At 72.1% G+C, this 24,140-nt stretch carries 23 protein-coding genes and 3 pseudogenes; 17 read left to right on the forward strand and 9 right to left on the reverse strand.

What is annotated here, in order from left to right; translation table 11 throughout:
- Positions 1 to 79: 79 nt before the first annotated feature.
- Complete coding sequence (locus ACIBTS_RS12220; protein WP_399318736.1) at positions 80 to 322, reverse strand: hypothetical protein; 243 nt, start codon at positions 320 to 322, stop codon at positions 80 to 82.
- Between the two features lie 42 nt (positions 323 to 364).
- Positions 365 to 655 (reverse strand): hypothetical protein, encoded by a 291-nt coding sequence (locus tag ACIBTS_RS12225; protein ID WP_399318737.1) that lies wholly within the window; start codon positions 653 to 655, stop codon positions 365 to 367.
- A 254-nt stretch (positions 656 to 909) separates the two neighbouring features.
- Between ACIBTS_RS12225 and ACIBTS_RS12230 the strand changes: the two genes are divergently transcribed.
- The 3 genes and pseudogenes from ACIBTS_RS12230 to ACIBTS_RS12240 form a co-directional block, all read left to right on the forward strand.
- Positions 910 to 1,572 (forward strand): response regulator, encoded by a 663-nt coding sequence (locus ACIBTS_RS12230; protein ID WP_399318886.1) that lies wholly within the window; start codon positions 910 to 912, stop codon positions 1,570 to 1,572.
- Positions 1,569 to 2,687 (forward strand): sensor histidine kinase, encoded by a 1,119-nt coding sequence (locus ACIBTS_RS12235; RefSeq protein ID WP_399318738.1) that lies wholly within the window; start codon positions 1,569 to 1,571, stop codon positions 2,685 to 2,687. Before ACIBTS_RS12230 ends, ACIBTS_RS12235 begins: the two co-directional genes overlap by 4 nt.
- 110 nt (positions 2,688 to 2,797) lie before the next feature.
- Positions 2,798 to 2,995, forward strand: a pseudogene (locus ACIBTS_RS12240) (hypothetical protein); the annotation flags it as partial.
- 70 nt (positions 2,996 to 3,065) lie between these two features.
- Here ACIBTS_RS12240 and ACIBTS_RS12245 read toward each other — a convergent pair.
- Positions 3,066 to 3,239, reverse strand: a complete 174-nt coding sequence (locus ACIBTS_RS12245) for a substrate-binding domain-containing protein (protein ID WP_399318888.1) — start codon at positions 3,237 to 3,239, stop codon at positions 3,066 to 3,068.
- Between ACIBTS_RS12245 and ACIBTS_RS12250 the strand changes: the two are divergent.
- From ACIBTS_RS12250 to ACIBTS_RS12280, 7 genes and pseudogenes are all read left to right on the forward strand, one after another.
- Positions 3,231 to 3,524 (forward strand): annotated as a pseudogene (locus tag ACIBTS_RS12250) (inositol 2-dehydrogenase); the annotation flags it as partial. The gene ACIBTS_RS12245 and the pseudogene ACIBTS_RS12250 sit on opposite strands and share 9 nt — an antisense overlap.
- A 23-nt stretch (positions 3,525 to 3,547) precedes the next feature.
- Positions 3,548 to 4,236: pseudogene (locus tag ACIBTS_RS12255) on the forward strand (sugar phosphate isomerase/epimerase family protein).
- 287 nt (positions 4,237 to 4,523) lie between these two features.
- Entirely contained in the window at positions 4,524 to 6,824 is a 2,301-nt protein-coding gene (locus ACIBTS_RS12260) for a glycosyl hydrolase family 95 catalytic domain-containing protein (protein WP_399318740.1), read from the forward strand.
- 55 nt (positions 6,825 to 6,879) lie between these two features.
- Positions 6,880 to 8,784, forward strand: a complete 1,905-nt coding sequence (locus ACIBTS_RS12265) for a glycoside hydrolase family 97 catalytic domain-containing protein (RefSeq protein WP_399318742.1) — start codon at positions 6,880 to 6,882, stop codon at positions 8,782 to 8,784.
- 93 nt (positions 8,785 to 8,877) lie between these two features.
- The gene (locus ACIBTS_RS12270) at positions 8,878 to 9,327 is read left to right on the forward strand and encodes a carboxymuconolactone decarboxylase family protein (protein WP_399318744.1); all 450 of its coding nucleotides are present in this window, start codon (positions 8,878 to 8,880) and stop codon (positions 9,325 to 9,327) included.
- A 91-nt stretch (positions 9,328 to 9,418) separates the two neighbouring features.
- Entirely contained in the window at positions 9,419 to 10,636 is a 1,218-nt protein-coding gene (locus ACIBTS_RS12275) for a bifunctional class I SAM-dependent methyltransferase/NUDIX hydrolase (RefSeq protein ID WP_399318746.1), read from the forward strand.
- A 156-nt stretch (positions 10,637 to 10,792) separates the two neighbouring features.
- On the forward strand, positions 10,793 to 12,022 hold the full coding sequence (locus ACIBTS_RS12280; RefSeq protein ID WP_399318747.1) for a phosphodiester glycosidase family protein: 1,230 nt from the start codon (positions 10,793 to 10,795) through the stop codon (positions 12,020 to 12,022).
- A gap of 21 nt (positions 12,023 to 12,043) precedes the next feature.
- On the opposite strand, the gene ACIBTS_RS12285 is transcribed toward ACIBTS_RS12280, so the two are convergent.
- The 6 genes from ACIBTS_RS12285 to ACIBTS_RS12310 all read right to left on the reverse strand — a co-directional run bounded on the left by ACIBTS_RS12285 (position 12,044) and on the right by ACIBTS_RS12310 (position 17,417).
- On the reverse strand, positions 12,044 to 12,238 hold the full coding sequence (locus ACIBTS_RS12285) for a hypothetical protein (RefSeq protein WP_319677462.1): 195 nt from the start codon (positions 12,236 to 12,238) through the stop codon (positions 12,044 to 12,046).
- A 157-nt stretch (positions 12,239 to 12,395) separates the two neighbouring features.
- The gene (locus ACIBTS_RS12290; protein WP_399318749.1) at positions 12,396 to 13,256 is read right to left on the reverse strand and encodes a phosphatidylinositol-specific phospholipase C/glycerophosphodiester phosphodiesterase family protein; all 861 of its coding nucleotides are present in this window, start codon (positions 13,254 to 13,256) and stop codon (positions 12,396 to 12,398) included.
- Positions 13,257 to 13,433: 177 nt separating this feature from the next.
- A complete protein-coding gene (locus tag ACIBTS_RS12295; protein WP_399318751.1) occupies positions 13,434 to 14,516 on the reverse strand; it encodes an acyl-CoA dehydrogenase family protein in 1,083 nt (360 codons plus the stop codon).
- On the reverse strand, positions 14,513 to 15,757 hold the full coding sequence (locus ACIBTS_RS12300) for an acyl-CoA dehydrogenase family protein (RefSeq protein WP_399318753.1): 1,245 nt from the start codon (positions 15,755 to 15,757) through the stop codon (positions 14,513 to 14,515). The genes ACIBTS_RS12295 and ACIBTS_RS12300 overlap by 4 nt, the downstream gene beginning before the upstream one ends.
- Entirely contained in the window at positions 15,754 to 16,731 is a 978-nt protein-coding gene (locus ACIBTS_RS12305; protein ID WP_399318755.1) for an NADPH:quinone oxidoreductase family protein, read from the reverse strand. Before ACIBTS_RS12305 ends, ACIBTS_RS12300 begins: the two co-directional genes overlap by 4 nt.
- Positions 16,732 to 16,844: 113 nt before the next feature.
- The gene (locus ACIBTS_RS12310) at positions 16,845 to 17,417 is read right to left on the reverse strand and encodes an XRE family transcriptional regulator (protein WP_319673460.1); all 573 of its coding nucleotides are present in this window, start codon (positions 17,415 to 17,417) and stop codon (positions 16,845 to 16,847) included.
- 79 nt (positions 17,418 to 17,496) lie between these two features.
- Between ACIBTS_RS12310 and ACIBTS_RS12315 the strand changes: the two genes are divergently transcribed.
- The 7 genes from ACIBTS_RS12315 to ACIBTS_RS12345 all read left to right on the forward strand — a co-directional run bounded on the left by ACIBTS_RS12315 (position 17,497) and on the right by ACIBTS_RS12345 (position 24,125).
- Positions 17,497 to 18,438: an NAD(P)/FAD-dependent oxidoreductase gene (locus ACIBTS_RS12315; RefSeq protein ID WP_399318757.1), complete on the forward strand. Its 942-nt coding sequence runs from the start codon at positions 17,497 to 17,499 to the stop codon at positions 18,436 to 18,438.
- A gap of 118 nt (positions 18,439 to 18,556) precedes the next feature.
- Positions 18,557 to 20,095, forward strand: a complete 1,539-nt coding sequence (locus ACIBTS_RS12320; protein ID WP_399318758.1) for an ATP-dependent DNA ligase — start codon at positions 18,557 to 18,559, stop codon at positions 20,093 to 20,095.
- Positions 20,092 to 20,574, forward strand: a complete 483-nt coding sequence (locus ACIBTS_RS12325; RefSeq protein WP_399318759.1) for an NUDIX domain-containing protein — start codon at positions 20,092 to 20,094, stop codon at positions 20,572 to 20,574. Before ACIBTS_RS12320 ends, ACIBTS_RS12325 begins: the two co-directional genes overlap by 4 nt.
- A gap of 76 nt (positions 20,575 to 20,650) precedes the next feature.
- Positions 20,651 to 22,045: an NADP-dependent succinic semialdehyde dehydrogenase gene (locus tag ACIBTS_RS12330; RefSeq protein ID WP_399318761.1), complete on the forward strand. Its 1,395-nt coding sequence runs from the start codon at positions 20,651 to 20,653 to the stop codon at positions 22,043 to 22,045.
- Between the two features lie 25 nt (positions 22,046 to 22,070).
- Positions 22,071 to 22,307 carry a DUF6213 family protein gene (locus ACIBTS_RS12335; RefSeq protein WP_319251986.1) on the forward strand — a complete coding sequence of 79 codons (237 nt, stop codon included), beginning with the start codon at positions 22,071 to 22,073 and terminating at the stop codon, positions 22,305 to 22,307.
- A gap of 148 nt (positions 22,308 to 22,455) precedes the next feature.
- The gene (locus ACIBTS_RS12340; RefSeq protein ID WP_399318763.1) at positions 22,456 to 23,520 is read left to right on the forward strand and encodes a type III polyketide synthase; all 1,065 of its coding nucleotides are present in this window, start codon (positions 22,456 to 22,458) and stop codon (positions 23,518 to 23,520) included.
- Between the two features lie 86 nt (positions 23,521 to 23,606).
- Positions 23,607 to 24,125, forward strand: a complete 519-nt coding sequence (locus ACIBTS_RS12345) for a cupin domain-containing protein (RefSeq protein ID WP_399318765.1) — start codon at positions 23,607 to 23,609, stop codon at positions 24,123 to 24,125.
- The last annotated feature ends 15 nt before the right edge of the window (positions 24,126 to 24,140 follow it).

Genomic DNA, 24,140 nt, shown 5'->3' on the forward strand with positions numbered 1-24,140 from the left:
GCCGATGCGCGGCGTCTTGTGATGGCAGAGGCCTTCGGCCCGCGGCACGTGTCACGTGTCACGTGTCACGTGTCACGTGTCACGGGCCGGTGCTTTCCCACGGCTGCTGCGTCTTGTCCTGTCGGGCCCTGCAGTCGCCGTCGGCGTAGACGACGACCGTGTGGGTCTTCCGCCCCACGGGGCGGGCGTCGGAGTCGGTGACGGCGACGAGTGTCAGTCCGGCGACGGCGAGGCTCGTCGCGACGGCGGCGGTCAGCAGGATCCTGGCCGGGCCGGCGGGGCGCGAACGCTGATGCGGGTTCGGCAGCGGGTTGAACAGCACGGGGGTTGCTCCTGTGGTGTGTCCGGGGCGGGCGCGGGTCCGTCAACGGTGTCCGACGACGGCGACGACGAACTGTTCGGTGGCGGAGGCGTACAGGTCGGGGCGCAGGACCGCCAGGACGCCGACGGCCACGGCGATGGCCAGCCACCAGTACTCCTGGCCGCCGCCCGGCGATGCGCTCATCGCACCCACTCGGCCGGCTTGGTCGCCTTGCCGAGCGGCCGACGCGGTGGCCGACGCGGTGGCCCTCGCGGCGGCCGGCTCGGCGGCCTGCTCGGCGGCCTGCTCGGTGATCGGCGTGGTGAGCACCGTGTCGTCTGCGTTCTGGGTCATGTCTCCAGGCTGGAGAGCCGCCCGGACCCGGAGTATCCGGCACCTGTCCGGTCCCACCCCGCCACCCGGCGGGGCCGCGGCCCCGCTGCTCCCCCGTCCGGCTGGAACCCTCCCCCCGGGTGGCGGGAGCGTCCCGCCCGGCCGACCCACCGGGCGTGGTCCGCTCTACGGTCGAAAGCAGCGACAATCGACAGCGACGTGCGGCCCTGGACCCCGCGCAACGACAGCAAGGCGGAACTCACGTGATCCGGGTGATGGTGGTCGACGACGAGGCCCTGGTGCGGTCCGGCTTCAAGCTCATCCTGAGCGCGGCCGGCGACATCGAGGTCGTCGCGACCACGGCGGGCGCCGAGGCCGTCGACGCCGTACGGCGGGAGCGCCCCGACGTCGTGCTCCTCGACATCCGGATGCCGGACGTCGACGGGCTGACCGTACTGCGGGAGCTGCGCGCCCTGCCCGAGCCGCCGGTGGTGGCGATGCTGACGACGTTCGACGCCGACGAGTACATCCTGACCGCGCTGCGCTCCGGCGCGGCCGGCTTCCTGCTGAAGGACACCGAGCCCGACCAACTCGCCCAGCTGGTACGGACGTTGGTGGCGGGCGGGGTGGTGATGTCACCGAAGGCGTCCCGTGCAGTGTGGCAGAGCCACCCGGGAGCGACGGCCGACGACGACGTCGAGGCCGCCCGGGTCGGACGGCTCACCGAGCGCGAACGCGAGGTCCTCGTGCTGATCGCGGAGGGACTGTCCAACGCCGAGATCGGCGGCCGCCTCCACCTCAGCGCGGGCACGGTGAAGGACCATGTCAGCGCGATCCTCACCAAGCTGCGCGTCGCCGGCCGGGTGCAGGCGGCGCTGCTCGCCCAGCGGGCCGGGCTGCTCGACGACGGCCGGCGGCGCCCGGAGTCCAGCCGATGAGCTCGCCGCAGACCTGGTGGACCCGGGTTCCCGCCCCGGTCGTCGACGCGGTGGTCGTCGCGGTCGCGCTCGCGGACCTCCTGATCAGCCTGGAGGAAGAGTCGGCGTTCGCCCTGGGGGTGGCCGCCGCGGGCTGTGCCGCACTGGCGTTCCGCCGGCGTTTCCCGCTTCCGGTGTTCCTGCTCATGCTTCCTGGCGCACTGATGCTGGACATCGTGTTCGCCCCGTTCGCGGCCCTGTTCACGCTGGCCGAGCGCTCCCGCGACCGTCGTCTGCTCACCGTCTGCGCGGTGCTGTTCGCGCTCGCCTCCGCGGCTCCCCGGCCGCTGGACGACCTCGCCTCCCGTGATCGCACCTGGACGGTCGTCTACTTCTTCTACATGCTGGCCACGGCCGCGGCCCCGGTCTTCCTGGGGCAACTCGTGCAGGCTCGCCGGGACCTGGCCCGTCGCCTCGAGGAGATCGAAGAGGCCCGCGAGCACGAGCGGCTGCTGCACTCGCAGGCCGTGCTGGCCCGCGAACGCGCCCAGCTCGCCCGGGAGATGCACGACGTGGTCTCGCACCAGGTCAGTCTGATCGCGGTGCAGGCGGGCGCCCTCCAGGTCTCCGCCACCGACCCGGGCGCCAGGGAGGGCGCCCGGACCATCCGCACCCTCAGCGTCGACACCCTCGACGAACTGCGGCACATGGTCACCCTGTTGCGGGCCTCGGGCGGGCGGGCCACCGAGCTCACCCCGCAGCCCACCCTCGCCGACCTCCACCAGCTCGTGACCACCAGCGGCATCCCGACGGACCTGACCGGCGAACTCCCGCCGGACATCGGCACCCCGGCGCAGCGCGCCGTCTACCGCACCGTCCAGGAAGCCCTCACCAACGTCCGCAAGCACGCCCCCGGCGCCCGTGCGACCGTCCACCTCCGGCACGAGGCCGGCACCATCGGCGTCACCGTCACCAACACACCGCCGACCCGCCCCTCGCTTCCCCTCCCCGGCTCCCAGCAGGGGCTCGTCGGCCTCGGGGAACGCGCCGAGCTCCTGCACGGAACCTTCGCGTCGGGGCCGACCGCCGACGGCGGCTTTGCGGTGGAACTTCGTATCCCGACCCGCACGGACTGAGGCGGTGCCCCTCGGGCGTCGAGGCCGACAGGCGGCGGGGACCCCCGGATGCCCCCCTGATGCCCCCGGGTGACCTGCTCCCCCGGCCGCCCGAGCGCCGTCCTGGCAGGATGGCGGCAGGGAACGTGTGTTTGAATCGGTGGGTACTGCGGGCCGCCGACCCGGCGGCCCTGAGCGCCTGGTATCGCGAGCGCCGGGGCCTGGAAGCCGACGAGCACGGCCTGTGGCGTCAGGGAGCCGGGCCGACGGTGTTCGCTACGTTCGGGTCCGAGACCGTCTGCTTCGGGTCCCGCGCCCAGCGGACCATGCGAGGTGACCGGCCGGCAGCGCACCCGCGCTGCCGGCCCGCACCCCTGACCTCAGGCCGCGCCCCTGACCTCAGGCCGCGCCCTCCGGCGGCGGGCCACTGGAGGCGCGCACCACCAGTTTCGGCTCCAACACCGCTTCCCGCGGAGCCAGTTCGGGGTTCTCCAGCCGCTCCACCGCGAACCGCACCGCGCGTTCCGCGAGGAGCACCGCGTCCTGTCGGACGGTGGTCAGCCCGATCGGCATCAGATGCTCTTCGAGACCGCCAAGGGCGTCCGCATCGACCCTGGGGTCTTCGTCAACTGCCGGTACGGCTACGACATCCAGTGCGAAGCGGTCGGCGAGGACGGCCTGGTCCGGCTGCCCGACCCCGCGGCGGTCGGCGTGCGCAGCGCCGGGCAGCACAGCACGGAGGTGCTCACGGACTGGGTGGGCCGGTTCGCCGACGCCTTCGACACCGAGTTCCGGGAGTGGATCGCGGGCGTCGCCACCGACCTCAAGCCCCGTCCCGCGTTCTACGGAGGCGCCGCGGGAAAATCGCCCTGGCCCCGTACATGTTCCGCGCCCTGCCCCTCGACGCCATGGTGCGCACCGTCGCCGAACTGGGCTACGAGTACATCGAGCTCTCGCCGCGCGAGGACTTCATGCCGTTCTTCCTGCATCCGCGCGCCGACGACGAGCGCGTCGCCGAGCTGAAGAACTCCCTGCGCACGCACGGCGTTCAGCTGTCCTCCGTGCTGCCGCTGTACAAGTGGTCCTCGCCCGACGAGAGCGAACGGCAGGCGGCCGTGCGCTACTGGAAGCGCATGATCGAGATCGCCTCGGATCTCGAATGCCCCCTGATGAACTCGGAGTTCAACGGCCGCCCCGAGCACGCCGCGGCGAGCGAGGCCGCGTTCTGGCGGTCGCTGGAGGAACTGCTGCCCCTCTTCGAGCGCGAGGGCATCGCCCTCAACCTGGAGGCCCACCCGGACGACTTCTGCGAGGAGAACGCCCCGGCACCCCCGCCCGCATCCACCAGCACCTCGACATCGGCCAGGGCGAGGTCGACTGGACCGCGTTCTTCGGCACCCTGCGCGAGCTGGACTTCGACGGCGTAGCCACCGCCTGCGTCTTCGCCTGGGAAGAACGCGCCCATGAGTCGTCGGCCTTCATGCTCGACCGCATCACCAAGGAACTCACCGCCCGAGTCACCCGATCGATACTCCCGCAGGCATGGGCGAACGATGGGCCGAACCGGTGAGGCGGTGCCCGGACCGCCCGATCGGACCGCGACGCTCCGCGTCGGCCATGACGGCGTCCACGCCCTCCTGCTCCGCAGATCTCGACCCTCCCGCCCGGGATCACAGCAACCGTGGAGGGCCAACGGCCCCACGCCCACCCAGACAGGTACATACCAGCAGGCAACCTCAATACATCGGAGGAGTCAAGGACTTGAACCATTGACAGGTCCCTGAACCCCTGCCTACGGTCCCCGATACACCCGATGTATTCCCTGTACTGATGGCCTGTCAGATCTGGAGGACGATGATGACCTCGCAACCGGGGAAGCGCTTACCCGTGCCTCGCAGAGCCGTACTCGGCACCGCGCTCGGCGGAGCGGCAGTCACAGCCCTGCCGGGGACCGCCCACGCCGAGCCGTCCTCAGCAGGCGGCAAACGCCCCTGGAAGCTCAGCTCCACCATGACCACCGACGGCGCCTGGAGCAGGTTCCTGCGCGACCAGGACCTGCTGTGGACCAGGCTGCCCACCCGCTGGTACGAGGGTCCGTTCCTCGGCGACGGGCTGCTCGGCAGCATGATCTACCAGGAACCGGGCGCCAACCGGATCCGCTTCACCGTCCAGCACGGCCGGGTCCAGGACCACCGGCCGCAGTTCGGCAGCGGCTGGGGCACCTGCCGGCTGCCGGTCGGACACCTCACACTCGACCCGGTCGGCACCATCACCGCCGTCGACTGGCGACTGAGCCTGTGGAACGCCGAACTCACCGGCACCGTGACCACCACCGCCGGCACCCTCACCCTCTCCGCCCTCATCCACGACGAGGTCCTGGCCGCCCGGGTCACGGCCGGCGGCGGCGAACGGGTCACCTGGACCTTCCACCCCGAGGAGGCCATCAGCCCCCGGAAGATCCAGGAGGCCCCGCCCACCGGCTACACCGCCAATCCCGCCTGGACCACCCGGACCGCCGCCGACGGCACCGAGCAGGTTCTCCAGCCACTCAGCGGCGGCGGGCAGACCGCCACCGCGTACCGCCGCAGCGGCGACGACCTCCTCGTCAGCGTCGGGCACAGCTTCCCCTCCGACACCGCCGCCGAGGCCGACTCGCTGCGCAACCTGCGGCGCGCCGCGTCGTACAGCGCCCTCCGGCGACGTCACACCGGCTGGTGGCACTCGTTCTACCCGAAGAGCTTCGTGTCGTTCCCCGACCGGCGGCTGCAGAGCTTCCACTGGATCCAGCTCTACAAGGCAGCCTCCGCCAGCCGCGCGGGCGGCCCCGTGATGGCCACCTCCGGACCCTGGCTGGAGCCAACCCCGTGGCCCGCGGTGTGGTGGAACCTCAACGTCCAGCTGGAGTACTGGCTCATCCACGGCTCCAACCACCCCGAACTCGACTCGCTCGCCAGTACCCTGCGGCAGAACCAGGAACAGCTGATCGCCAACGTGCCCGCCGCCTACCGCGCGGACAGCTCCGGCATCGGCCGCAGCTCCGACATGTTCGGCAACCGGGAGGTGGGCCGCCCGGGCACCGGCGCCGAGACCGGCGACCTCACCTGGGCGCTGCACAACGTGTGGCTGTCCTACCGGCACTCCATGGACACCTCCTTGCTGCGCGACACGATCCACCCGGTGCTGCGCCGGGCGATCGCCTACTACCTGCACTTCCTCACCCCGGGCAGCGACGGCAGGCTGCATCTGCCCAGCACGCTCTCTCCCGAGTACCCCGTCGTGCCCCCGCAGGACACCAACTACGACCTGGCACTCATCCGCTGGGGCTGTCAGACCCTCATCGAGTCCGCCGAACTGCTGGGCGTCGACGAGGAGTTGATCCCCCGCTGGCGGGATGTGCTGGCCCGGCTCACGCCGTACCCGGTCGACGACAACGGCTTCATGATCGGCGCCGACACCCCGTACGCGCAGTCCCACCGGCACTACTCGCACCTGCTGATGGTGTACCCGCTGTACCTGGTCAACTGGGACCAGCCCGAGAGCCGCGACCTGATCACCAGGTCCGTGGTGCGCTGGCACGCGCTGACCGGCGCGCACCGCGGCTACAGCTACACCGGCGCCGCCTCCCTCTACGCGATGACCGGCGACGGCGACACCGCGATCGGCTATCTGCGGAAGTTCTTCGACACCACCACCCGCTACCCCTGCCAGGCCAACACGCACTACACCGAGGCCGGTCCGGTCATCGAGACCCCGCTGTCCGCCTCGCAGTCCCTGCACGACATGTTCTGCCAGAGCTGGGGCGGCGTGATCCGCGTCTTCCCGGCCGTCCCGTCCGACTGGGGGGACGTCACCCTGCACGACTTCCGCACCCAGGGCGCGTTCCTGGTCAGTGCCGTCCGCAAGGCGGGCAAGACCCGGTTCATCCGGATCAGGAGCCTGGCCGGCGCGCCGCTCAAGCTCCGGCACGGCCTCACCGGCGCCCTCACCGTGCTCCTCGACGACGGCAGCCCGGCCCGCACCCACATCCTGGCCGACGGCACCCTCGCCATCGACCTGCCCAAGGGCCGCGAGGTGCTCGTCCACTCGGGCTCCCGGCCCGACCTCGTCGTCGCGCCCGTCGCCGTCAGCGAACCGGGTCCGGCCTGGGGACTGCCGTAGAGACCGGCGGACAGGCCGCACACTCCGCCCCACCTCATCGACAGGGAGGGTTCTCATGGCTGTTCCGATCAGAACCGCGGCCGCCGCGCTCTGCGCCGGACTGGTAGCCGCGCTCCTCACGACCGGGCCCGCACGGGCCGAACAGCAGGACCACGACCAGCAGGACCACGTCTGGGCCGTCTCCACGGCCGCACACGCACCCCGCGCGCGGATATCCCTGGACGACACCACCGGCACGCTGAGCCTCGCGGTGTCCCACGACGGCCGTACCGTCATCGAGCCGTCGCCCGTCGGCATCGTCACCGAACAGGCCGACCTGTCCCAGGGTCTGCGCTTTCTGCACCGCAAGGACAAGCGGGTCGACGAGCAATACCGGGCCAGGTCCGGCAAACGCCTGGACCGCACGGTCCGGATGAACGAGACCCGGCTGTCGTTCGCCACCGCCGCCGGCGCCCGCCTCGACCTCGTGGTGCGCGCCTCCGCCGACGGCATCGCCTACCGCTACGTCCTGCCCGCCGGGTACGGCGACGTGCTCGGCGAGACCTCCGCGTTCAACCTGCCGTCGGACGCGAGCTCCTGGCTGAGCACCTACCGGGTCGACAACGAGGGCCAGTTCGCCCAGTACACCGCCGCGAGCGCCCCCACCAACGACTACTCCGACCAGGCGCTCTTCGCCACTCCCGGCGGCTACACCCTGCTCGCCGAGTCCGACCTCACCGGCGCCTACTCGGGCGCCCGGCTCGCCCACACCCAGGGCGCCGGCGCGTACCGGATCCGGCTGGCCGACGACCGGGTCCGCACCGACGGGCCCCTCGCCACACCCTGGCGGGCCATGGTCACCGGCGACCTCGCCACCGTCACCCGGTCCACGTTCACCGACGACCTCGCCCCCGCCTCCAAGGTCCCGCACCCCTCCTGGATCCGGCCCGGCACCGTGCTGTGGACCTGGCTGGCCGGCGGCCGTCCGGCCGGTCAGAGCCTCGCGGCGCAGAAGGCGTACGTCGACTACGCGGCCGAACGGGGCTGGCCCTACGAGGCCGTCGACTCGGGCTGGTACTTCAAGAAGGACGAGTGGGACGTCACCGACCCCGACTGGCAGACCACCAGCTGGATGCCCGAACTCGTCGAGTACGCCCGCGCCAAGGGCGTCGGGATCGTCGTCTGGATCCACCAGCGCGACCTCGACACGCCCGAGGAACGCGCCCAGTGGCTGCCCACCCTGGAGCGGTGGGGCGTCAAGGGCGTCAAGATCGACTTCATGAACTCCGAGGCGCAGTCCATGCTCCAGTGGTACGACTCGATCCTCCCGGAGACGGCCGCCCACCACCTCATGGTCGACTTCCACGGCTCCACGATCCCCAAGGGCATCCAGCGCACCTGGCCGCAGGTGATGACCCTGGAGGGCGTCGGCGGCGAGGAGAAACGCACCAACACCGCCGCCCATCTCACCACCCTGCCCTTCACCCGCAATGTCATCGGCTCCATGGACTTCACCCCCGGCGCCTTCCAGCGGGTCGGCCTGCGCCCCAACTCCGACGCGGCCGAGGTCGGGCTCACCGTCGTCTACGAGTCGGGGCTGCAGATGTTCGCGGGCACCCCGGAGTCCTACGACGTGCGGCCGCTCGCCCGGGGCTTCCTCGACCAGGTCCCCGCCGCCTGGGACGACACCCGGCTGCTCGCCGGACAGCCGGGGCAGCAGGCCGTACTGGCCCGGCGCAGCGGCGACCGCTGGTTCCTCGGCGGGGTGTTCGCGGGCGCGGCCCACACCGCGCGGGTGCCGCTGTCCATCGGCTCCGGACGGTGGCTGCTCGAGACGATCAGGGACGGCGCCGACGGCCTCGTCCAGGACCGTCGCGTGCTGCGCGGCGGCGACACACTCGACGTCGACGTCGTGGGCAACGGTGGATTCGCCGCCCTCGCCTGCCCCTGGCGGCCCGGCCTCACCACCTGTCACCGCTGAGCAGCACGCCCCTCCCGGGCGAACGGCTCGCCATGGCGGCCGCCGCCCGGGTCGGGCGGACACCCCGGCCCATGAGTGGTTTGATATTCAACTGTGACTCGACGGATCTTCATCGACAAGCAGAGCCCCAAGGCCTACCACGCCCTGGTCCAGACGTCCGAGGCCGTGCGGGCGACCGCCGCCGACGCCGGTCTGGAGCGCACCCTCGTGGAACTGGTCAACCTGCGCGTCTCCCAGCTCAACGGCTGCGCGTTCTGCCTGGACGTGCACACCAGCGCCGCCCTGCGGGCGGGGGAGGACACCCGCCGGCTGGGCGTCCTCGCCGCCTGGCGGGACACCGATCTCTTCACTCCCCCGGAGCGCGCGGCCCTGGCGCTGGCGGAGGCGACCACCGTGCCGTCCGACGCCGCCGCACAGGAGGCCGCGTACGCCGACGCCCGGCAGGTCCTCACCGACGACCAGCTCTCGGCGGTGATCTGGGTGGCCGTCACCATCAACGCCTTCAACCGGGTGTCGATCCTCAGCAGGCATCCCGTGCACTGAGCGCCTGTGTCATGCATCCCGGGGCGCCGGGCCGGTAAGAATCACCCGGCCGACGAGCACCGACCGACCGCCCACCCCAAAGGCCCCGCCCATGCCCCGCCCCCACTCCCCCGACGACACTGCCGACGACGCCCTCGGCGACGGGCCGGAGTCGGTCAACGCCGACGCCTGGCAGGCCTACGCCGCACACCATCTCCAGCGCGGGACGGTCCTGCCGGAGGCTGAGCGGATCGACTGGGGGTTCCCGGACTCGGGGCCGGACGAGACGTTCCTCGGCGAGCTGACGGGCCGGCGCGTCCTGGACCTCGGCTGCGGCACGGCCCGGCACGCCGCCCGGCTCGTGCGCGCGCACGGGGCGATCGTCGACGCGGTCGACTCCGCGCCGGGCCAGATCGCACGCGCCCGGGCCCGGTACGGCTCCCTGCCCGGGCTACGGCTCGTGCACGCCGACGCCGTCGCACACCTGCGGACCGCGCGGCCCTACGACGTCGTCTACTCCGTCAACGCCGTCCCCTTCATCGACCCACGACGGCTGTTCCCCGCCCTGGCTACCGCGCTCGCCCCGGGCGGAACACTGTGCTTCTCCGTACTGCACACCAACTCCCGGGGGGACGGGCCCTCTTCGGACCTCGTCGCCCGGCCGGAGACGCTGCGGTTCGCGGGCGGCGGCGAGACGACGGTCCGCATGTGGGTGCCCGCCCCCGAGGTGTGGGAGGAACTGCTCGCCGAGCACGGGCTGCGCGTCGAGGACGTCGTGCCGGTGACGGCGCCCGACCCGGCCAACCGCGCCTCCTACCGCGTCTTTCGGGCCCGGCGCCCGCTGCGTGTCCGCGCCCGCCCCCGCACGAACCTCCCGCCCGTCGCACACGCGGCGCTCGGCGTCGGCGCCATCCTGTACGGCCCCCGCGGACTGCTCCTGGGCCGCCACCGCCGGGGCACCTGGGAGTTGCCGGGCGGCACGGTCGAACCCGGGGAGTCCCTCCCGGAGACGGTCGTGCGGGAACTGCGGGAGGAGACCGGGCTGCGGGCGGACCCGTCGGACGTGCGCCTGCTGGGCACGCTCCTCGACCGGGTCGACGGTGTGGTGCGGATGACGGTCGGCGCCGTCGTCACCGACTGGGCGGGCGAGCCGGCCGACCAGCCGGGTGAGCGCGTCGGCGACTGGCGCTGGTACTCCCTGGACCACCTGCCGCCGTCCCTGTTCGTATGCAGCGCCCAGTCCCTCACCGCCTGGCGCCCGAACCTCCCGATCGACCACCCCCCGGCCCACTTCACCCCGTACGCCCAGAGCCTGTCGGACACGCATTAGCACACGCGATGGGGCGGCGCTGCGGAACGGGGGGCGGGGACACCCGCATTCGTGCGTTTTCTCACCCGTTCCCGTGGCATCGCGCCCACCCTCTTGGCGGGTGTTCCCGCAGGTCGTGAGAGAGTTGCGGCCGAACTGAACTACCCAGGGGGGTCTGTGACATCACATCAGAATCGGTGCGGGGTACGCCGAAAACCGCTGACGCTGCTCGTCGCACTCGGCACCGTGGCCGGTGCGACCTTCGCGGGGGCGATCCCGGCCGAGGCCGCGACCTGGACCACCGTGGCGGCGGGCGTGGCGTACCGCCAGTACGACCTGTCGGCGGCCGCCGGGACGACGCATGTGCATGTGCTCAGCGTCGACCTCACCAACACCCACGTGCGGCTGGGGCTGTTGTATCCGGGCGCGGTCGCGGCCCGCGCGGCGATCTCCTCGCTGGCCGACGACCAGAAGGCCGTCGCCGGCATCAACGGCGACTTCTTCAACATCTCCGAGACGCAGCACCCCGGCGTCGCGGCGACCGGGGCCAGCGTGGGTCCCGCGATCGTGAACGGGAGGGCGCTCAAAGGCGCGGTCCCGAACGCGCAGCGGTTCGGGCCCGCCCTGCCGCCGGGCACCGACACCGGGGCCGTCGTCGGCGTCGGCGCCGACGGCAGCGCCCGCATCGACAGCCTGTCCCTCAATGGGACGTTCAGCACCCTCGGGCGGCGGCTGCCGCTGGGCGGCCTCAACCAGTACGCGTTGCCGGAGAACTCCGTCGGCGCGTACACCTCGGACTGGGGCAGCGTCTCGCGCAAGCGGGCCACCTGCGGCACGGACACCGAACGGGCCGCGGAGTGCAGCACCAGCACCTACGAGGTGGTGCTCAGGAAGGGCCGGGTCGCTTCGACGTCGACCACACCCGGCAGCGGGACCATCGCGGCCGGCACCACGGTCCTGGTCGGGCGGGAGGCGGGCGCGCAGCGCCTGAAGAAGCTCGTCAAGGGCCAGCGGGTGGCGGTGCGGTACGGGCTGTCGTCGGCGTCGCAGTCGGCGTACGGCTTCGCCGTCGGCGGCTACCCGGTCCTCGCGGGCGGGAAGCCGCTGTCCGGTCTGAACACCTCGGTCTCGGCCGTGCGGACGGCCGTCGGCATCGGCAACGGCGGGAAGCGCGTGCTCCTGTTCGCGCTGGACGGCGCCGTCGCCTACCGCAAGGGCCTGACCATCGCCGAGGTCGCCACGGCCCTGAAGAGCCTCGGTGCGACCGAGGGCTTCAGCCTGGACGGCGGCGGCTCGTCGACTCTGGTGGCCCGCCCGGCCGGGGCGACCAGGGTGACGGTCCGCAACCACCCGTCCGACGGCTATGAGCGCCCGGTGGCGAACGGCATCGGCGTCTTCACCAAGTAACCCCGGTGACCCCGCGGGGCCTCACGGTCGAAGGCTGCCGACGATGTCGGCCGTCGCCGTGAGGCCACTGTGGATGGTGGGAGCCACGCTGGTGCCGGCCAGGAAGAACCCGAGCAGCAGGCAGACCAGCGCGTGCGAGATCTTCAGTCCGCCGTTGCGCAGGAAGATCACCGCCAGGAGCAGCAGCAACAGCACCGCGGAAATCGAAATGGCCACCGTCAACCTCCTCCGCCACGTCCGCTTTCGCGGCGTTCGGCCGCAAGTGTGGCGTAACGGAGGGTTCGTCCGGGCGGCTGCCCTGTCCGCCGAACGGGTGGTGTCGACGAGCGGTGTTCGCCGGTGGTGCCGAACAGGTGGCGGCGAAGCCGTGGCGCTATGCCGTCCGATGGGCGTCGAGGAAGGCCTCCAGGCCGGCCAGGTCGTCGGTGTTGAGGTAGTCGACGCCGGCGGCGAGGAGTTCCCTCCACAGCGCGTCCCGGGCGGGGCCGGCGAGGTCGGGCGTGGCCCAGAACCGCACCTTCTGCCCGCGCGCGTGGGCCGCGTCGACGATCCCGCGCAGCTTCTGCCGTTCCGCTGCGGGGAAGGCGCCGACGCCGAGCCAGGTGAAGTTGAGGGTCCAGTTGTCGCTGATCAGCGAGGCGAACGACGCCTCGGAGGCGCCGAGGTCGGTGAGCCGGCCGTCGTAGAAGGCCCGGCGGCGGGCTTGCGCCTCCATGGGCGTACGGGCCGCGCGGTCGCCGGAGATGACGGCGGTGACCGGGCCGGAGTGGACGCGGCCGTGCGCGTACGTCGTGAACAGCCGCCGGTAGCGCAAGAGCTGCTCGTCCAGGGCGAGGTAGGTGGAGGAGCCCTCGGTCTTGATGTCGATGAGCAGTTGCAGCGGCTGCCGTTGGCCCCGGTACACCGACCCGTGGTTGGCCTTCACACGGGCGGCGAGCGGGGCGAGGTAGAGGGACTCCAGGGTGCGGGTCGGGTCGAGTTCGTCCGCCGAGTGGGCGATGAGGAGTTCGCCGTCGACGAGGAAGATGTCGGCCTCGACGCTGCCGAAGCGGTGGTCGAGCGCGTCGAGGAGGGGGCGGGGGTGCTCGTAGTCGTTGTGGGCGTGGGCGCGCCACAACGGCCGGGGGCCGTGGTGCTGTCCGTCGGCGAACGCGCTGCCGGCCGGCGGAGCGAGCACCGCGGCGAGGGTGGCGCCGAAGCCGGTGAGAGCTCTGCGGCGGGTGATGAGGGCCATGCTGTTCCTCCCTGTGGGGCGGGTCCGAGCCACAGGGAGTATGAGTCGGTCCGAGCGCCAAGGAACCTGTACCTGCCAGGAGTTGGCCGGACCGCCGTCGTGTGTTCACTCCTTCCGCGCAGGCGCACGAAGAAGCCCGCCCCAGGTGGGGCGGGCTTCACCGGGTGACACAGGCTCTCAGGGGGCCTGCAGATCGACCAGTGCGGCCAGCGCCTGTCGATGGGCGCCGGCCGTGCCGTAGGCGATGGAGTCGGCCTTGGCCCGCTTGAGGTACAGGTGGATCGGGTGCTCCCAGGTCATGCCGATCCCGGCGTGCAGTTGGAGCGCCTCCTCGGCGGCGTGCACGGCGACTGCTGCCGCGTAGGACTGGGCGACGGCCACCGCGATGTCGACGTCCCGGCCGGTGGCGAGGGCGTCGGCCGCGCCCCGGGCGGCGGCGCGCAGGTTGACGACCTCCAGCCACAGCTGGGCGAGCCGGTGCTTGAGCGCCTGGAAGCCGCCGACCGGCCGGTTGAACTGCTTGCGCTCCTTCAGGTAGCGCACGGTCTCGGTCAACGTCCAGTCGGCCAGCCCGAGTTGCTCGGAGGCGAGCAGCCCGGCTCCGGCCCGCAGGGCGCGGCGTACGGCGGGTCCGGCGTCGCCGAGGCGACGGCCCAGGGCGCCGGCGAGCGCGACCGTCGCGAGCGGGCGGGTCAGGTCGAAGGCGACCTGCGGGGTGACGGTCACGGCCTGCGCGTCCACGGCGTACAGTCCGCCGTCGTCGGCCGGCACGAGCAGCACGTCGGCCGCGGCGGCGTCCGCGATGCCGGTCAACTCCCCCTGGAGGACGCCTCCTTCGACGTGCACGGTCTTGAAGGGCGCGCCCGGGGCGGTGTGCAGTGCGACCGCCAGGGCGCCGACGGTCAGCCCGGACGCCAGCCGGCCGAGCAGTTCCTCGTCCCCGACGGCCAGCAGCGCCTCCGTGGCGACCACGGCACTGGTCAGATACGGCACCGGGGCGACAGCGCGGCCCAACTCCTCCAGCACGACGGCGACTTCGCGATGCGTGGCGCCCTGGCCGCCCAGTTCCTCGGGCACCAGCAGGCCCGCGAGGCCCATGCCCTCGGCGAGCGCCTTCCAGGCCGCCAGGTCGTGCGGGGTGTCGGACTCGGTGCGGGCGATGACGCCCGGCGCGTCGCAGTGGTCGGCGAGCAGGTCCCGGACGGCGGACCGCAGCGCCTCTTCCTCCTCGGAGTAGAGAAGATCCGGCTGTGCGCTCATCGGGACAGGTCCTTCCAGGCGACGTCCTTGTCGGTGCGCGGCTCGGACGGCAGGCCCAGGACGCGTTCGGCGACGATGTTCAGCAGGACCTCACTGGTCCCGCCCTCGATGCTGTTGCCCTTGGAGCGCAGGTAGCGGTACCCGGCGTCCCGGCCGGTGAAGTCCACGAGCTCCGGGCGGCGCATCGTCCAGTCGTCGTACAACAGGCCTTCCTCGCCGCGGAGTTCCACCTCCAGACCGCTGATCTCCTGGTTGAGGCGGGCGAACGCGAGCTTCATGCCGGCGCCCTCGGGGCCGGGCTGGCCCAGGGCGAGCTGTTGGCGCAGGCGCTCGGCGGTGAGCCGGCCGGCCTCGGCCTCCACCCAGAGTTTCAGCAGCCGCTGGTGCAGATCGTGGGTGCGCAGCTCGGGGCGCTCGCGCCAGGTCCTGGAGACGGGGCCGATCATGCCGCCCTCGCGGGGCAGGCGCATGCCGCCGATGGCGACGCGTTCGTTGTTGAGCGTGGTCTGCGCGACCCGCCAGCCGTCGCCGACCTTGCCTAGCCGGCGGGAGTCGGGGATGCGGACGCCGGTGAGGAAGACCTCGTTGAACTCGGCCTCGCCGGTGATCTGGCGCAGGGGCCGGACCTCGACGCCCGGGTCGGTCATGTCGCAGAGGAAGTAGGTGATGCCGGCGTGCTTGGGCACGTCCGGGTCGGTGCGGGCGATGAGGATGGCCCAGCGGGCCAGGTGGGCGCTGGACGTCCACACCTTCTGCCCGTTGACGACCCACTCTCCCCCGCTCTCCCGCACGGCCCGGGTGCCGAGCGCGGCCAGGTCGGAGCCGGCGCCGGGCTCGCTGAAGAGCTGGCACCAGACCTCCTCGCCCGTCCACAGCGGCTTGAGGAAGCGCTGCTTCTGCTCCGCGGTGCCGTACTTCAGGATCGTCGGCGCGGCCATGCCGAGGCCGATGCCGATGCGGCGCGGGTCGTTGTCGGGGGCGCCGGCGGCCTCCAGTTCGGCGTCCACGACGGCCTGGAGGGAGCGGGGCGCGCCGAGACCGCCGAGGCCCTCCGGGTAGTGGACCCAGGCGAGCCCCGCGTCGAAACGGGCCTTCAGGAAGTCCAGCCGGTCCGTGGTCGCAGACAGGGGGAGCGGGCCCGCAGGGCCCTCGGTTGAGGGCGGTGGCGGGAGACGGGTGGGCGGGTGCGCGGCCAGCAACTCGGCTGTGCGGCGCTTGAGTTCGGCTGCGTCGACGGTCATGCGGTGGCTCCGTTCCGCAGCGTGGGCAGCACGGCGACACGGCCGGTGGTGACGCCGTCGGCGACCCGCTGCACGGCGGCCGCGGCGCCGTCGAGCGGCACGCGCTCGCTGACCAGCGGCGCGATCGCGCCCCGGGCGGCCAGCTCGGTGAGCTGTTCGTGGCAGTGCTGGACCAGCTTGGGGTTCTTGGTGTTGTACAGGCCCCAGTGCAGGCCGAGGATCGCGTAGTTCTTCACGAGGGCGTGGTTCAGCCCGGGGCTCGGAATGGTCCCGCTCGCGAAGCCGACGACCACGATCCGACCCTCGAAGGCGACGACCTTCGTGGACTGGGTGAAGGCGTCGCCGCCGACGGGGTCGTAGATCACGTCCGCGCCCCGGCCGCCGGTGGCCTCCTTCACCGCGCCGACGACGTCCTCGGCCCGCCGGTCGATGACCACGTCGCAGCCCAGCTCGCGGGCGACGGCCGCCTTGCCGGCCCCGCCCACGACGCCTATGACCCGCGCGCCCGCCGCCTTCGCGAGCTGTACGGCCGCGCTGCCGACCCCTCCTGCGGCAGCGTGCACGAGCACGGTCTCGCCCGCCTCCAGGCGCGCCCTGCGGTGCAGGCCGAACCAGCCCGTCTGGTAGCCGATGTGCAGCGCGGCGGCTTCGGCGTCGTCCAGCGGCTCGGGCGCGGGCAGCAGGGCGGCCGCGTCGGCGACGGCGTACTCGGCGAAACCGCCGTACGGCAGGGCCGGGTTGGCGATGACGCGGCGGCCGTCCTCGGTCTCGCCGCAGATCTCCACGCCCGGGGTGAACGGCAGCGGGGGCCGCACCTGGTAGTGGCCCCGGGCCATCAGCACGTCCGGGAAGTTGATGTTCGCAGCACGCACCCTGAGCAGGACCTGGCCCTCGCCGGGCGTGGGCCGCTCCACCTCCGTCAGCCGCATCACCTCGCCCGGCTCGCCGTTCTCGTGCACCTGCCATGCCTGCATGCGGAGCCTCCACGGGACTGCGTCGTCCGACCGGCGTGTTCCGCCGGGGTCGATTGCATACTAAGCGGTCGCTTGCCGGGAGGGAACAGCCAACGGCGCAAGAGTCGCCTCCGTCACCCCTGCCGGGGCCTGGCTCGCACATGCATCCGCTCCCCCTGCGGCCCGAACAGGCTCAGGAACTCGGCCGGACCCTCCCCCGTCGATCCGAACCAGTGCGGCACGCGCGTGTCGAACTCGGCGGCCTCTCCCGCCGTCATCACCACGTCGTGCTCGCCGAGCACCACCCGCAGCCGCCCGGACATCACATACAGCCATTCGTAGCCCTCGTGGGTGCGCGGCTCCGGCTGCTCCTCGCGCTGGGGCACCAGCACCTTGAAGGCCTGCAGTCCGCCGGGCTGCCGGGACAGCGGCCAGAAGGTGCGCCCGTGCCGTACGAGCGGCTTGGCGCGCACCCGGGGGTCGCCCACCGGCGGCGCGCCGACCAGTTCGTCCAACGGCACCTGGTGGGCCTGCGCGATCGGCAGCAGCAGCTCCAGGCTGGGTTTGCGCAGCCCCGACTCCAGTCGGGAGAGGGTGCTGACGGAGATCCCGGTCGACTCGGACAGCGCCGCGAGTGTCACCTCCCGCTCCTTCCGGATCCGTCTGAGCCTCGGCCCGACCTCCGCGAGAACGTCATCGGCAGTCATGCCTCCATATTGCCGAACCGGCAAAGAGGTTTGTCAATCCCGCACCTGTCCGGCGAGCGTGGCGGCGGAGGTGGTCACCATGACCGAGAAGTACGAAGTGATCGTCGTCGGCGGCGGCGCGGCCGGCCTGTCCGCCGCGCTCGTCCTGGGCCGGGCCCGGCGCCGGACACTGGTCGTCGACGCGGGCCGGCCGCGCAACGCGCCCGCCGCGCACATGCAGGGCTATCTGTCGCGGGACGGGATGCCGCCCGCCGAGTTCCTCGCCGCCGGCCGCGCGGAGATCGCGCGGTACGGCGTGGAGCTGATCCACGACCGGGTGGTGGACGCCGTCAGGGGTGAGGACTTCGCCGTACGGCTCGCCGAGGGCGCCCTTCCCGGGGGAGGCCGGACCGCGCACGCCCGGCAGCTCGTCGTCGCGACCGGACTGAAGGACGAGCTGCCGCCGGTCGCGGGCCTCGCCGAGCGCTTCGGCCGGGACGTGGTCCACTGCCCGTACTGCCACGGCTGGGAGGTCCGCGACCAGGCCTTCGGCGTGCTCGCCACGACCCCGATGAGCGTCCACCAGGCGCTGATGGTGACCCAGTGGTCGAAGGACGTGACCCTCTTCCTGCACACGGTCGGCGAGGAGGAGCTGACCGACGAGGACCTGCGCAGGCTGGCCGCGGCCGGCGTGCACGTCGTCCCCGGCGAGGTGGCCGATCTGGTCGTCGAGGACGACCGGCTCACCGGGGTCCGGCTCACGGACAGCCGGGTGTACGACCGGGAGGTGCTGTTCGTCGCGCCCCGGGCGGTTCCGCAGACGGACCTGCTGACCCGGCTGGGCGCCGAGACCACCGAAACCCCCTTCGGGACGTACCCCGTGGTCGACGGACGGGGCCTGACGACGGTCCCCGGACTGTGGGCGGCGGGCAACGCCTCGGGCTTCGCCGAGCAGGTCGTGAACGCCGCGAGCCGCGGCTACCGAGCCGGAGCCGCAATCAACGGCGAGCTGCTCTTCGCGGACCTCGACGCAGCGCTCTAAAAGGGGCGCGGGGAACGGCGCGACCAGCCACGACGCACCCGCAGTCGGTCGACTGCCCATCGCAGCCAAAGCCGTCCGTCCGCGTGTAAACCGGCGGAGCCTGTCGCACCATGGCTGCATGCTGCTGACCCGGCTCGCCGACGTGTCCCGGGAGGTCGCCGCCGCCTCGGCGCGCTCCCGCAAGATCGCCCTGCTCGCCGAACTCTTCCGGGACGCGGAGGCGGAGGACGTGCCGATCGTCATCCCCTACCTGGCCGGGCGGCTCCCCCAGGGCCGCCTCGGCGTCGGCTGGAAGGTGCTGAGCCGACCGGTCGCCCCGGCCGGGGCGCCGACCCTGACCGTGCGCGAGGTGGACGCCCTCCTCACCGAGCTCGGCGCGGTGTCGGGCCCCGGTTCGCAGGCCGAACGGGCGCGGCTGGTAGGCGCGTTGATGGGCGCGGCCACCGCGGACGAGCAGCGCTTCCTGCTGGGCCTCATCACCGGCGAGGTCCGGCAGGGCGCGCTGGACGCCGTAGCCGTGGAGGGTCTGGCGCAGGCGACCGGCGCGCCGCCGGCCGACGTACGGCGGGCGGTGATGCTGGCGGGCTCCCTGCAGACGGTGGCGCGGGCGCTGCTCGCGGACGGGCCGCCGGCCCTGGAGACGTTCCGGCTCACCGTGGGCCGCCCGGTCCTGCCGATGCTCGCGCACACCGCGCCCTCCGTCACCGAGGCGGTCGGCAAGCTCGGCGTCTGCGCGGTGGAGGAGAAGCTGGACGGCATCCGCGTCCAGGTGCACCGCGCCGGCGACGACATCCGCCTCTACACCCGCACCCTGGACGACATCACCGACCGCCTGCCCGAAGTGACGGACGCCGCACGGGAGTTGGCCGGGTCGCGATTCATCCTGGACGGTGAGGTCATCGCCCTCGACGAGACGGGACGCCCTCGCTCCTTCCAGGAGACCGCCGGCCGCGTCGGCTCCCGCGTTGACGTGGCGACGGCCGCCGAGGCGGTCCCGGTCTCCCCCGTCTTCTTCGACGCGCTGTCCGTGGACGGCCGGGACCTGCTCGACCTGCCGTTCGCCGAACGGCACGCGGAGCTGGCCCGGCTGGTGCCCGAGCCGATGCGGGTGCGCCGCAGGGTCGTGTCCGGCCCCGAGGACGCCGAGGCGGCGGAGGAGTTCGCCAGGGAGACGCTGCTGCGCGGCCATGAGGGAGTCGTGGTCAAGGCCCTCGACGCGCCCTACAGTGCGGGCCGGCGCGGTGCGTCCTGGCTGAAGGTGAAGCCCGTGCACACGCTCGATCTGGTGGTGCTGGCCGCCGAGTGGGGTCATGGGCGGCGCGTCGGGAAGCTCTCCAACCTGCACCTGGGGGCCCGCGCCGCCGACGGCGGCTTCGCCATGCTCGGCAAGACGTTCAAGGGCATGACCGACGCGATGCTCACCTGGCAGACCGAGCGGCTGAAGGAGCTCGCCGTCGAGGACGACGGCCATGTGGTGACCGTCCACCCCGAACTCGTCGTCGAGATCGCCTACGACGGTCTGCAGCGCTCCACCCGCTACCCGGCCGGCGTCACCCTCCGCTTCGCCCGCGTGGTCCGCTACCGCGAGGACAAGCGCCCGGCGGCGGCGGACACGGTGCAGACCCTGCTCGCCGCGCACCCGGAGGTGCACCCGTGACACCCGCGACAGGGCCCGCGCAGCGGCGCAGCGCCGGTCTGCTGCTGTTCCGGCTCACGGGCGACGGCCCTCAGGTGCTGCTCGGCCATATGGGCGGCCCGTACTTCGCGAGGAAGGACGCCGGGGCGTGGACCGTCCCGAAGGGCGAGTACGAGCCCGACGAACCGGCCTGGGAGGCGGCCCGCCGCGAGTTCCGGGAGGAGCTCGGGCTGCCCCCGCCCGACGGCGAGGCGATCCCGCTCGGCGAGGTCCGCCAGAAGAACGGCAAGATCGTCACGGCGTGGGCCGTCGAGGCGGACCTCGACCCGGCGACGATCGTCCCCGGCACGTTCACCCTGGAGTGGCCGCCGCGATCCGGACGCCTCAAGGAGTTCCCGGAACTGGACCGGGTCGCCTGGTTCGGTCTCGCCCGGGCCCACGAGGTGATCGTCACGGCGCAGTCCGCGTTTCTCGACCGCCTGACGGAGCACTCGCCCTGAGCGGATGCGCACGCGTTGCGGCCTCGGGCCCGGCGCGGGAAGGTCGAGACACAGGCAGCTCTTCAGGAGGTCGGTCATGCCCATCGCGACGGTGAACCCGGCGAACGGCGAGACGCTTCGCACGTACGAGGCCATGGGCGAGGAGGAACTGGAGCGCCGGCTCCAGCTCGCGGAGGCCACGTTCCGTACGTACCGGGCGACGCGCTTCGTCGACCGGGCGCGCCTGATGATCCAGACCGCGAACCTCCTGGACGAGGACCAGCGGGACATCGCCCGGATCATGACCACCGAGATGGGCAAGCCGGTGAAGCAGGCCCGCGCGGAGGCCGCGAAGTGCGCCAAGGCGATGCGCTGGTACGCCGAGCACGCGGAGGAACTGCTCGCCGACGAGGAGCCGGCCGCCGCCGACGTGAAGGACTCCGGTGCCTCGCGCGCCCTGGTCCGCTACCGGCCGCTGGGTCCGGTGCTCGCGGTGATGCCGTGGAACTTCCCACTGTGGCAGGTGGTCCGGTTCGCCGCGCCGGCGCTGATGGCGGGCAACGTGGGGCTGCTCAAGCACGCTTCGAACGTCCCGCAGACCGCGCTGTACCTGGAGGACCTGTTCCATCGGGCCGGTTTCACCGAGGGCTGCTTCCAGACACTGCTGATCGGGTCGGGGGCGGTGGACGACCTGCTGCGCGACGAGCGTGTCAAGGCCGCGACGCTCACCGGCAGCGAGCCGGCCGGGCGGGCGGTCGCCTCCACCGCCGGGGAGATGATCAAGAAGACGGTGCTGGAACTGGGCGGCAGCGACCCGTACGTCGTCATGCCGTCGGCGGACGTCGACCGGGCCGCGCAGGTGGCGGTGACCGCGCGCGTACAGAACAACGGACAGTCCTGCATCGCGGCCAAACGGTTCATCGTTCACACCGACGTGTACGACGCGTTCGCCGAACGGTTCGTGGCGGGCATGACGGCGCTGAAGGTCGGCGACCCGCTGGATGAGGAGACGGAGGTCGGGCCGCTGGCGAGCGAACAGGGGCGGTCGGACCTGGAAGAGCTGGTGGAGGACGCCCGGCGCAGTGGAGCGGCCGTGCTGTGCGGCGGGCATCGGCTCCGCCGGCCCGAGCTGCCCGGCTGGTACTACCCGCCCACTGTTCTCGCCGGCATCACGCGCGAGATGCGGATCCACCGGGAGGAGGCCTTCGGGCCCGTGGCCACGCTGTATCGGGCGGCCGACCTCGATGAGGCGGTGCTCATCGCCAACGACTCGCCGTTCGGTCTGAGTTCCAACGTATGGACCCGGGACGAGGCCGAGGTCGACCGTTTCGTACGGGATCTGGAGGCCGGCGGGGTGTACGTCAACGGGATGACGGCGTCCCATCCGGGGTTCCCGTTCGGCGGGGTGAAGCGGTCCGGATACGGCCGTGAGCTGTCCGGGCACGGAATCCGGGAGTTCTGCAACATCACCACGGTTTGGCACGGTGCGTGAGCGCCGCGCGGCTACGATCCCGGGTGTGAACCGCGAAGTGACTCTGCCTCTGATCGTCGATGACCGCGGGACCCTGCAGGTGACTGCGGCCGACGTGAGCAAGCTGCTCCGCACGTTGGGTGGACGGTGGCTGCATCTTGTCGAGGCCGGGGCCGAGGGGCTTGACGAGGACACCGTTGCTGCTTTGACCATTGAGCTCGCAAAGCTTGCCGATCGTATCGATGTGGCCTGTATCGCTCACAGCAGCGGGGGTGCGCCGTAGTGCCTTGTGGCTGGTCGCGCACTTCCCCGCGCCCCTGACCTGGAAATATCCCCCGGATGGAGTAGCACCGCGCGAAGTCGTCGCCCTAACGGGTGATCGTGGGTGTGCACGCACCCCTGTGGTGAACCACCTTTTGGAGGGACGGTTCATGGCGACTTTGTGCAGGCCCTCGGTGTCGGTTCCGGAGCACGTGATCACGATGGAGGAGACGCTGGAACTGGCGCGCTCCCGCCATGGGGACCACGCCCAGCTGCCGCTGGCTCTCCGGTTGATCGAGAACACCGGCGTCCGGACCCGACACCTCGTGCAGCCCATCGAGGAGACCCTGAAACATCCGGGCTTCGAGGAACGCAACCGGGTCTACGTGGCCGAGTCCAAGGCCCGTGTCCCGGCGGTCGTACAGCGGGCGCTGGACGAGGCGGAGCTTCTCACCGGCGACATCGACGTCATCATCTACGTGTCGTGCACGGGCTTCATGATGCCCTCGCTGACGGCCTGGATGATCAACGAGATGGACTTCGACAGCACCACCCGGCAGCTGCCGATCGCCCAGCTGGGCTGCGCGGCCGGCGGTGCCGCGATCAACCGGGCGCACGACTTCTGCACCGCCTACCCCGAGGCCAACGCCCTCATCGTGGCCTGCGAGTTCTGCTCGCTGTGCTACCAGCCCACCGACCTCGGCGTCGGATCCCTGCTCTGCAACGGCCTGTTCGGCGACGGCATCGCGGCCGCCGTGGTGCGCGGCCGGGGCGGCGAGGGCATCCGGCTGGAGCGCAACGGCTCGTACGTGATCCCCAAGACCGAAGAGTGGATCATGTACGACGTCCGGGCGACCGGCTTCCACTTCCTGCTGGACAAGCGGGTGCCGGCCACGATGGAGCCGCTCGCGCCGGCCCTGCAGGACCTCGCGGGCAAGCATGGCTGGGACGCTGCCGACCTGGACTTCTACATAGTCCACGCGGGCGGCCCCCGCATCCTCGACGACCTCAGTGTGTTCCTGCAGGTCGACCCGCACGCGTTCCGCTTCAGCCGGGCCACGCTCACCGAGTACGGCAACATCGCCAGCGCCGTCGTCCTGGACGCGGCACGCCGGCTGTTCGACGAGGGTGGCGCCGCCGACCGGGCACGCGGGCTGCTCGCCGGGTTCGGGCCCGGCATCACCGCCGAGATGACACTGGGGCGCTGGCAGCGCACGGACGACGGGAGGGCGTGAGCAGACATGGTCGAAGAGACGACGATCACCGAGACCCTGCCCGGGAAGGGCGCGTTGATCCGCGGCCCCGAAGCCCTCCCGGTCCCATGGTGAGCGACGGGCTGCTGGTGCCGCCGGGCCACGGCAGGGTCGTCCGGACCCCGGCCCAGCGGGTGACGTTCAAGGTCACCGGCACACACTCGCGCGTGGCCTCCACCTTCGAGGTGGAGGTCCCGCCGGGCTTCGACGTGGGCGCCCATGTGCACACCCGCAGCGAGGAGTTGTTCTACGTACTCGAAGGCGAGCTGGACGTCCTCGCCTTCGAGCCGCGGGTCCGTACGGCCGACAACTGGCAGCGCTGGCAGTCAAGTTCGGGCACGGGGGTGGTCCGGGCCACCCCGGGCACGGTCATCGTCGTGCCCCCGGGCTGCCCCCATGCCTTCGCCAACCCGACGGACGCCACGGCGAGGGTGTTCTTCCAGTCCTCCCCGCCGCCCGACCACGAGCGCTACTTCGAGGAGTTGCTCGAGATCCTGGCCGCCGGGGGCCCACCGGACCACGAGGCGATCGAGATCCTGCGGAAGCGCTACGACATCGAACAGCTCACCCCTTTGAGGCACCGGTGAGGGAGACGCCCCGCC

The sequence above is a fragment of the Streptomyces sp. NPDC050121 genome, from assembly GCF_044460385.1.
GTDB lineage: Bacteria > Actinomycetota > Actinomycetes > Streptomycetales > Streptomycetaceae > Streptomyces > Streptomyces soliscabiei.